We start from the raw sequence: 7,712 nt of genomic DNA on the forward strand, positions 1-7,712 counted from the left end.
GGGCTTACATACGCGGCGTGGCAACGCCACGCTGGCCCATATACTTGCCGGAGCGGTCTGCGTAGCTGGTCTCACACGGAGTTTCCCCCTTGAAGAACAGGAACTGGCAGATGCCCTCATTCGCATAAATGCGGGCCGGAAGCGGCGTGGTATTGCTGATCTCGATGGTGACCTGACCTTCCCATTCCGGTTCCAGCGGGGTCACGTTCACAATAATGCCGCAGCGCGCATAGGTGGACTTGCCGAGGCAGACCACCAGCACATCCCGCGGGATGCGGAAATATTCAATGGTGTGCGCCAGCACAAAGCTGTTGGGCGGGATGATGCATTCATCCGCCTTGCGGGACACAAAGCCATCCGGGCTAAAGTTTTTGGGGTCCACAATGGCGTTGTTCACATCCGTAAAAATACGGAAGTCATCTGCCACGCGGGCGTCATAGCCGTAGGAGGACAGGCCGTAGGAAATCACGCCTTCGCGCTTCTGGGATTCCACAAACGGTTCGATCATGCCGTGATCCTGCGCCATACGGCGGATCCATGTATCGGGCATCACTGGCATGGTGGCATATCTCCATTATCCGGGTCGTTTTGAGCGGATGAGGTCTGTCGGGCCGTACGTTCATCCGGCCCGGAAGGTGAGGAAGAGGCGTCCGGCGGACTGAGGGCGGCCTCGGCTTCCATCTCTTCTCTGCTGCGCGCCTGCTGTTTGCGTCTGCGCAGGTTGGCTCGCAGGGCGGCAGCCTGACGGGCTGCGCGCTCTGCACGCGCCGTCTCCGCTTTGGGAGACAGTCGGGTGCCGGACGAGGAGGAAGAAGGCGTATCAGTCATGCCAGGATCGCAGAAATGAACGTTCGTCCTGCTGAGTAGCAGAGCGATGCTGCCATGCCTAGGGTCCTGCCCGGGCATTCCCGGCACAAACTGGAATTCCGGCAGGAGGCAGTCTGTATCAGGCCTGCATCCTGCCCGTAGTCTTAGCGTTCTGGCTTATCAGAGGTTGGCGATCAGCTTCAGCCCCGCCATGGCGGCGTTGGGGATGCGGTGGGTCTCGCCGGGGTGGATCATGTACTGGAATTCCGGCTGGATCAGGATGCCGGGGAAGGCATCAATGCCGTAATAGGCCTCAATAATGTGAGAACTGTTCTGCACACCATGAATGCTGGACCCCAGTGGCAGACCGGCATCCTGCGCCAGTTGCTGGCTGAGCCGCCGCCGGTGGCTGACATGATACCAGGAGTAAAGCACCCCAAACCGGTCCGTCAGGCGGCCGGGGATCATACCGACCATGGAAAAGCCGCCATAGGCCTGATCGGAAATGTTCGCGACGCGGGGTGTGGTGTGGACGTAGCCCGCCATCAGATAGCCACCGGCCATCATGTTACGCCCGCCCAGACGATACACCATCTGGTCCGCCTCCACCCACATCATGTCGGCTGGCGCAGAGCGTGTGCCGCGCCGGACATCTGCCAGTTTTACCGGGTAAACCGAGCTGATTTTGTCGGCATAACGCGTGGTGTCATGCGCATAGCCGATTACGTAATGGCCGGGCATCCGGTTGCGGGTTAAAAACGGCTGCCAGGTGAATTCGATGGGCAGGGAAAGCCCGGTCGTGTTTTCCGCGCCCCATGACCAGCCGCTGGGGTTGTCCGTCAGCGCACTGACGGAATAGGCCCCTACCTGCACGGCGGTATCACGCGTGGGGCGGAAGCGCAGGCGGCCACCCCATGTGGCTTTAGGATACACACTCATGGCCGGATTCTGCTTGAGGCCAACAGGGGCTGAGCAGGTGACCATGAAGGAGCAGAGCAGGGGGGATGTTGCAAACACATGGGTGAGCGACATGCGGCCGAAGGTGAGGTCCAGCCGGTTCTGCATCATTTTCTTCTCGGCGTAGAAATCCACCAGATGTGCAGCCACGTTGCCGGAGAGGCTATAGACTTCCTGCAGGGCGACATAATATTCACCCACGCGCCCGTTCTGGATGGCCTTCCCGGCACGTTCCATCACCAGCGTATGCACGGACCAGCCGTTTAGCCCGGCCATCTTCTGGAGATCGAAAATGGCCTGCAACGTGAGCTCATGCACATAGCTCATGCCTTTTTCGATGCCGCCGCTCATCAGTCCCATTGCTTCCCCTTTGTAAGAAAAGGAGAAGGTAAAACCGCGCTTGCGCAGCCATTCCCGCATGGGGTCGATCGCCCGTAGCAGGTGCCCGGAGCCAGCCGTAGGCACGTAGTACGGGTCATTCAGGTCAGAGTCGCGCAGGGCGTCCAGGCGGGGCGGGAGCAGGGCGGAGGGGCCTTCGCTCGGCAGCAGTGCATCCAGCTCAATCTGATGGGCGGAGTTCTTGTCTTCCGACGGCATCAGAGGCGTGAAGCTCATGGTTGCAAAGCCAGCGGTTGGCAGCAACGGCACACCGCTTGGCGGAATAGGCGTATTGGGTGGCCGCCGGATGGCGGAGAGTTCCGGCCCCATGGCCTCTGCGTCCAGAGGGCGGTCCGACATGGGCGGATTAGCGCGTGCCTTGCTGTCCGGGCTGATGATGACGTCCGAAACAGGGGCAACCGGTGTTTGCGTGGCAAGGGGGGTGGCATACGCTATGGGAGCGCCAGCCTTCAGGCCCAGCAGGCCTACCAGCGTTGAGGCAAAACAGAACCGGGCACGCAGTGAGGCACGGCGCGGCGCAGGGCAGCGTGGTCTGTGTGAGATCATATCCGCATTCAGTCTTTTTGATTTTTATGGGGGATATGGACCGGACAAAAACGGCTAAAACCGAGAATGTCCGGGCATCTGAACCATTCAGGCACGCAGGCATCCAAGCCTGCCATTCCTTTATGGCTAGCGTAGGAATACGTGCCGCGCAGGCACCTGTACATACGCCATTTTTGCAGACCATAGCTGAAGGCTGGCAAACGTTCCTGCCAGCCTGACCGGAGTGCGGGCAGAAAAAGAGGGCAGTCCTTTAATCCGTTCTTCCCGTAAGACAGCATAGGATACCGTCTGGCAGAACGAATGCGGGAAGAGGCATTCTGACATGATAAGGAGACCGTTTCTTTTTGTTATTTAACTGGTCAGTCAGAATTACAATCAGAAAGCCGATGGCCGGTCAACGAGGTCTGTAAGTTATGACAGGATCTTGAGTAGAGAAGATCTGCGAATTGCTAAAATTGTGGTAAATATATCATGTTATAACAAATTGTTATAACAGAGGGTGGCTGGTCAGGCTGGCTGAATGTCCTGCCATCCGCACGGTATGGCATGGGCCTGCTCCAGACCGGTGCGGAACCCGCTGGAACAGAGGGCTTCAAATTCAGCCTCATGCTCATAGGTTGGCATCAGTTTTTGCAGCAAAGCATTCTTGTGAGTGGCGGGGTGGAAATAGATTTCCGACACCCCTTCGGGCAGGTGAGCGGCTAAAGCCGCAACCCGATCCGGTGTCATATGGCCGCTCCATGCCAGACCAAAGCACCAGTCATTGGTCGCCATACCTGCCGAGCGGGCCTGATAACGGAGCAGTTTTGTCCAGCGGCGGAGGGCAGCGTCACCCAGTGTATCGGTATAGGTGCCTGCTGCGTACAGGGGTTCGGGCGGCTCCAGTGGCACACGTACGGCGCGCAGCCCGTAGCGGCGGCCAATATCAATCATCATGCGGCCCACAGTGGGGTGCAGATGCATGTGTTTGTGGGCATTGGCGTGGTCCAGCCGCAGGCCGGTGCGGGCAAAGGCTTCAAACTGCGCGGTAATTTCCGCAGCAAGTTCCTTCCGGCCTTCCGGGCGGAAGAAATAGTCCACACCCAGCCCAAGCTGTGAGGAAGAAAACCAGCCATCTGGCTGTGTCACAAGTGGCAGGCGCTGGTGCGGGAGCACGGATGCGCCCTCAATCACTACAAGGTGCAGGCCGACGCCCAGAGTGGGCAGGCGTTTGGCGCGTGCAATGGCGTCATCTGCCGCGGGCCCAGCCACCATCAGACTGGCTGTGGAAAGCAGGCCATCACGATGAGCGATTTCAATCGCCTCGTTGACTTCAACCGACAAGCCGAAATCATCGGCAGAAATTATGGCGCGCTTCATAGTCTAAAAAACTCTGCCCCCGCGCAGCCAGAGCCGGGCGGGGGCATGATGGGGGAAATCAGGCGGCGTTACGGTCGCGCAGGAAGTGGAAGAACTCCACACCTTCACGCAGGCGACGCTTCATCATCTGCGGGGAGCGGACCATTTCGCTCACGATGGAAGCGATCTTCGGCGCGCGGAAATAGAACTTCTTGTAGAATTCTTCCACGCTGTTGAAGATTTCCGTGTGGGACAGATGCGGGTAGTGCAGCGGCGCCATCTGCACGCCGTTTTCATCAATCAGTTCTGCATTGCTTTCGTCCAGCCAGCCGTTTTCCGTAGCCTGTTTGTGCAGGGCTGTGCCGGGGTAGGGCGCTGCCAGAGAAACCTGCAATGTATGCGGGTTGATTTCCTTGGCGAAGTTGATGGTTTCCTGAATGGTTTCCTTCGTTTCGCCCGGTAGACCCAGAATAAAGGTGCCGTGAATTTTGATGCCGAGTTCGTGGCAGTTCTTGGTGAACTCCCGCGCGACTTCAACACGCATGCCCTTCTTGATGTTGTGCAGGATCTGCTGGTTCCCGCTTTCATAACCCACCAGCAGCAGGCGCAGGCCGTTGTCACGCAGGACTTTCAGCGTCTCGCGCGGCACATTGGCTTTGGCGTTACAAGACCATGTCACACCCAGCTTGCCCAGCTCACGTGCAATGGCTTCTGCACGCGGCAGGTCATCGGTGAAGGTGTCATCGTCAAAGAAGAATTCTTTAACCTGCGGGAAATACTGCTTCGCCAGACGAATTTCAGCAGCCACATGCTCCGGGCTGCGTGTGCGGTAGCGATGGCCACCAACCGTCTGCGGCCACAGGCAGAACGTGCAGCGGGATTTACAGCCACGGCCCGTATAGATGGAAATGTACGGGTGCATCAGATAGCCGATGAAGTAATCTTCAATCTTCAGATCACGCTTGTACACTTCGGTCACGAAGGGCAGGCTGTCCATGTCTTCAATCATGGCGCGGTCACGGTTGGTGATGATCTCACCTTTCTCGTTCCGCCATGTAATGCCGTCTACATCCTTCAGGTCACGGCCTTCGGCAATTTCCTTGATGGTGTAGTCGAACTCGTTGCGGGCCACGAAATCAATCGGAGCACCCTTCAGCAGGCTTTCATCCGGCTGAACGGCAACCTTCGCCCCAACCATCCCGATTTTCAGGTTCGGGTTGGCGTCCTTGAGCATCTGAGCCACCTGCACGTCCTTGGCGAAGGACGGGGTGGAGGTGTGAAGGATCACCAGATCACGGTTCTTCACGTCTTCCAGAATCGGCTCCATACCCATGCGGGCCGGAGGCGCGTCAATCAGGCGGCTGCCTTCCACCATGGCAGCGGGCTGGGCCAGCCATGTCGGATACCAGAACGATTTGATTTCGCGCTTTGCCTGATAGCGCGAACCGGCTCCGCCATCGAAGCCATCAAAGGACGGAGGCTGGAGAAAGAGGGTTCTCATCATTGTTCTGTGTCCTGCCAAGGCGTGTGATCTGAGTTAATCAGAGGAATATGGGTAGGGATTTACTCTTGCGGAAGAGGCGAGACAACCCGTCTCAGCCTTCCGGCGATAATTGGCTTGCCGGAGGAGGCCCAACCGGGTGGGGGGCAACGTGCATAGTCTGCCCGCGCCAGTCCACCCGGGTGCCACTGGCGCTGCCCACCATAATGGCGGCAGAAAGCCAGTCCCGCATGGGCAGCAACAGCAGCGGCCAGACGGGGCGTGAGCCTACGGCGCGGTTAATGACCAGCCCCGTGACAATCCGGATGGCCCAGACGCACCCAAACAGCACGAGCGGCCACAGGGCGTGCGGCTGAAACAGAATGGCCATTGTTGCCCAGAATAGCGGAAGCTGAATGGAAGACGCGCCATAGCCAGCCGGTGCCAGCGTGCAGACCGTACGGCCCCAGCGCAGTTCGTGGGAGAGCAGCTCTGCAAAATTGGGCTCACCGATGGTGGTCCAGGTCAGGCAGTCGGCAATGGTGATATCTTTGCCCAGCAGGCGGACCAGACGTCCCAGCAGGGCATCATCCGCCACATGCGGCAGAAGTGCCTCAAGCCCGCCGACGGCCTCCAGCACATCGCGCCGTAGCGCCATGGTGGCACCCAGACAGTCCTGCCGCCCCAGATAGCGGGAGAGCAGCACGCCAGGCAGAAAATTATGGTTGATCTGGCAAGCGGCCAGCATCTGCACAATGGTGTTATGCGCAGGCAGGCCAGCGTAAAGCGTCGTCACCAGCCCTGTATTGGGTTTGTGCAGGGCGCTGACGATATGCAGCATGTAATCCGGGCTGACATGAATGTCGGAATCGGAAATGATGAGCAGATCATGCTGGGCATACGGCAGGATATTCATCAGATTGCTGATCTTGCGGTTCAGGCCGTGAACGGTCGGGTCCACCACCAGCTGCATGTCCAGATGCGGGTGACGGGCCTGAAGGCGATGAACGATATCTATGGCGGGGTCATCATGGTCCCGCACGCCAAACAGAATCTGGAATTCCGGATAGTCCTGCGTACAGAAGCTTTCCAGCGCTTCTTCCAGTAACGGTTCATCCCCATACAGGGGTTTGAGAACGGTTACGGGCGGCAGGGGCTTAAGGGTAACGGGGCGGCGTTCCGTGCGCCGGAAGCGGGCCAGCAGGGAGGCTCCGGCAATGGACTGAAGGCAGCCTGCTGCCGCCAGACCACTGCTGGCCAGCGCCAGAATGGAGAAAGCGGACATTACAAACCAGCCGCTATGCGGCCCATGACCGGGCAGTTTGTATGTCCGCTACGCATCACGCTCGTTATCCTGCTCAGTCGTTGGAGAAAGTTTTAACTTTACGTTCCAAGACATTGATCAGGCCCGACACGCCACCAGAGGTGAGTGTGGAGCTGAAGTCGGAACGCTGGGCGGCAGCCTGACTGATGCGGGAATCGCCCAGCAGCACATCAACAATTTTCCAGCCGGAAGGGGTGCTGTGCATGATGTAGCTCAGCGGGGTGCCGGGCATGCTGTCATCCGCTCCGATATAGGTGTTCACGATCTTGTTACCACCAACGGGGGAGTTTTCAAGGCCCGGCTTCATGGTGAATCGGGCATCGGTCCCGGGTTTGAAGCTGGAAACATACCGCGCAATGGTGAAGTCCCGGAAGGCTGCCAGCAGCTTGGTTTTATCTGCCGGCGCAAGAGCCTGATAGCGCACGCCAATGGAGGCATGGAGCACGGCATCCAGATCAAAAGCCTGATCCACACCAGCGCCGACAATCTGGCTGCGCTCTGCAAAGCTGCTGTGTGAATGCTGTGCTTTATCAAGAGCAGCATACAGCGCCTGAACAGGAGCACTTTCAGCCGTGGCCGGAGCCGACTGGGCATGTGCAACGGGAGCAAACGGGGCAAGGCCCGCGGCGGGAAGCAGTGTCATGCCCAGACCGAGCACAAGCCCTGCGCGAAGAGAAATCGTTTTCATGCTCATGATTTTGTTCCCGTAGCACGGTTTGGCAAGTTCATTGAGAGCATGTCTCCGATGCCCAGCGCGCTGAGAGCGGTTTTGACGATGTGGGGAGCGGTGAGACCGGCCTGCTCGTACTGGGCGTCCTGGGTGTTATGATCGATGAAGATATCGGGCAGGGTCATGGGGCG

General features: G+C 58.6%; 7 protein-coding genes. All 7 read right to left on the reverse strand.

The window, feature by feature from the left end; all coding sequences use genetic code 11:
• Nucleotides 1-4 precede the first annotated feature (4 nt).
• The 7 genes from dcd to HK23_RS12190 all read right to left on the reverse strand — a co-directional run bounded on the left by dcd (nt 5) and on the right by HK23_RS12190 (nt 7,539).
• A complete protein-coding gene (gene dcd, locus HK23_RS12155) occupies nt 5-559 on the reverse strand; it encodes a dCTP deaminase (protein WP_043550190.1) in 555 nt (184 codons plus the stop codon).
• A complete protein-coding gene (locus HK23_RS12160) occupies nt 550-828 on the reverse strand; it encodes a hypothetical protein (RefSeq protein ID WP_086654161.1) in 279 nt (92 codons plus the stop codon). Before HK23_RS12160 ends, dcd begins: the two co-directional genes overlap by 10 nt.
• 159 nt (nt 829-987) lie before the next feature.
• On the reverse strand, nt 988-2,709 hold the full coding sequence (locus HK23_RS12165) for a carbohydrate porin (RefSeq protein ID WP_086654162.1): 1,722 nt from the start codon (nt 2,707-2,709) through the stop codon (nt 988-990).
• Between the two features lie 507 nt (nt 2,710-3,216).
• Entirely contained in the window at nt 3,217-4,068 is an 852-nt protein-coding gene (gene hpnK / locus HK23_RS12175) for a hopanoid biosynthesis-associated protein HpnK (RefSeq protein WP_086654164.1), read from the reverse strand.
• Between the two features lie 58 nt (nt 4,069-4,126).
• Complete coding sequence (gene hpnJ, locus HK23_RS12180; RefSeq protein ID WP_043550193.1) at nt 4,127-5,551, reverse strand: hopanoid biosynthesis associated radical SAM protein HpnJ; 1,425 nt, start codon at nt 5,549-5,551, stop codon at nt 4,127-4,129.
• Between the two features lie 91 nt (nt 5,552-5,642).
• A complete protein-coding gene (hpnI, locus tag HK23_RS12185) occupies nt 5,643-6,812 on the reverse strand; it encodes a bacteriohopanetetrol glucosamine biosynthesis glycosyltransferase HpnI (protein WP_086654165.1) in 1,170 nt (389 codons plus the stop codon).
• A gap of 73 nt (nt 6,813-6,885) precedes the next feature.
• Complete coding sequence (locus HK23_RS12190; RefSeq protein ID WP_063907208.1) at nt 6,886-7,539, reverse strand: ABC transporter substrate-binding protein; 654 nt, start codon at nt 7,537-7,539, stop codon at nt 6,886-6,888.
• Nucleotides 7,540-7,712 lie beyond the last annotated feature (173 nt).

Source organism: Acetobacter malorum (assembly GCF_002153605.1).
In the GTDB taxonomy this organism is placed as follows: Bacteria; Pseudomonadota; Alphaproteobacteria; order Acetobacterales; family Acetobacteraceae; genus Acetobacter; species Acetobacter malorum_A.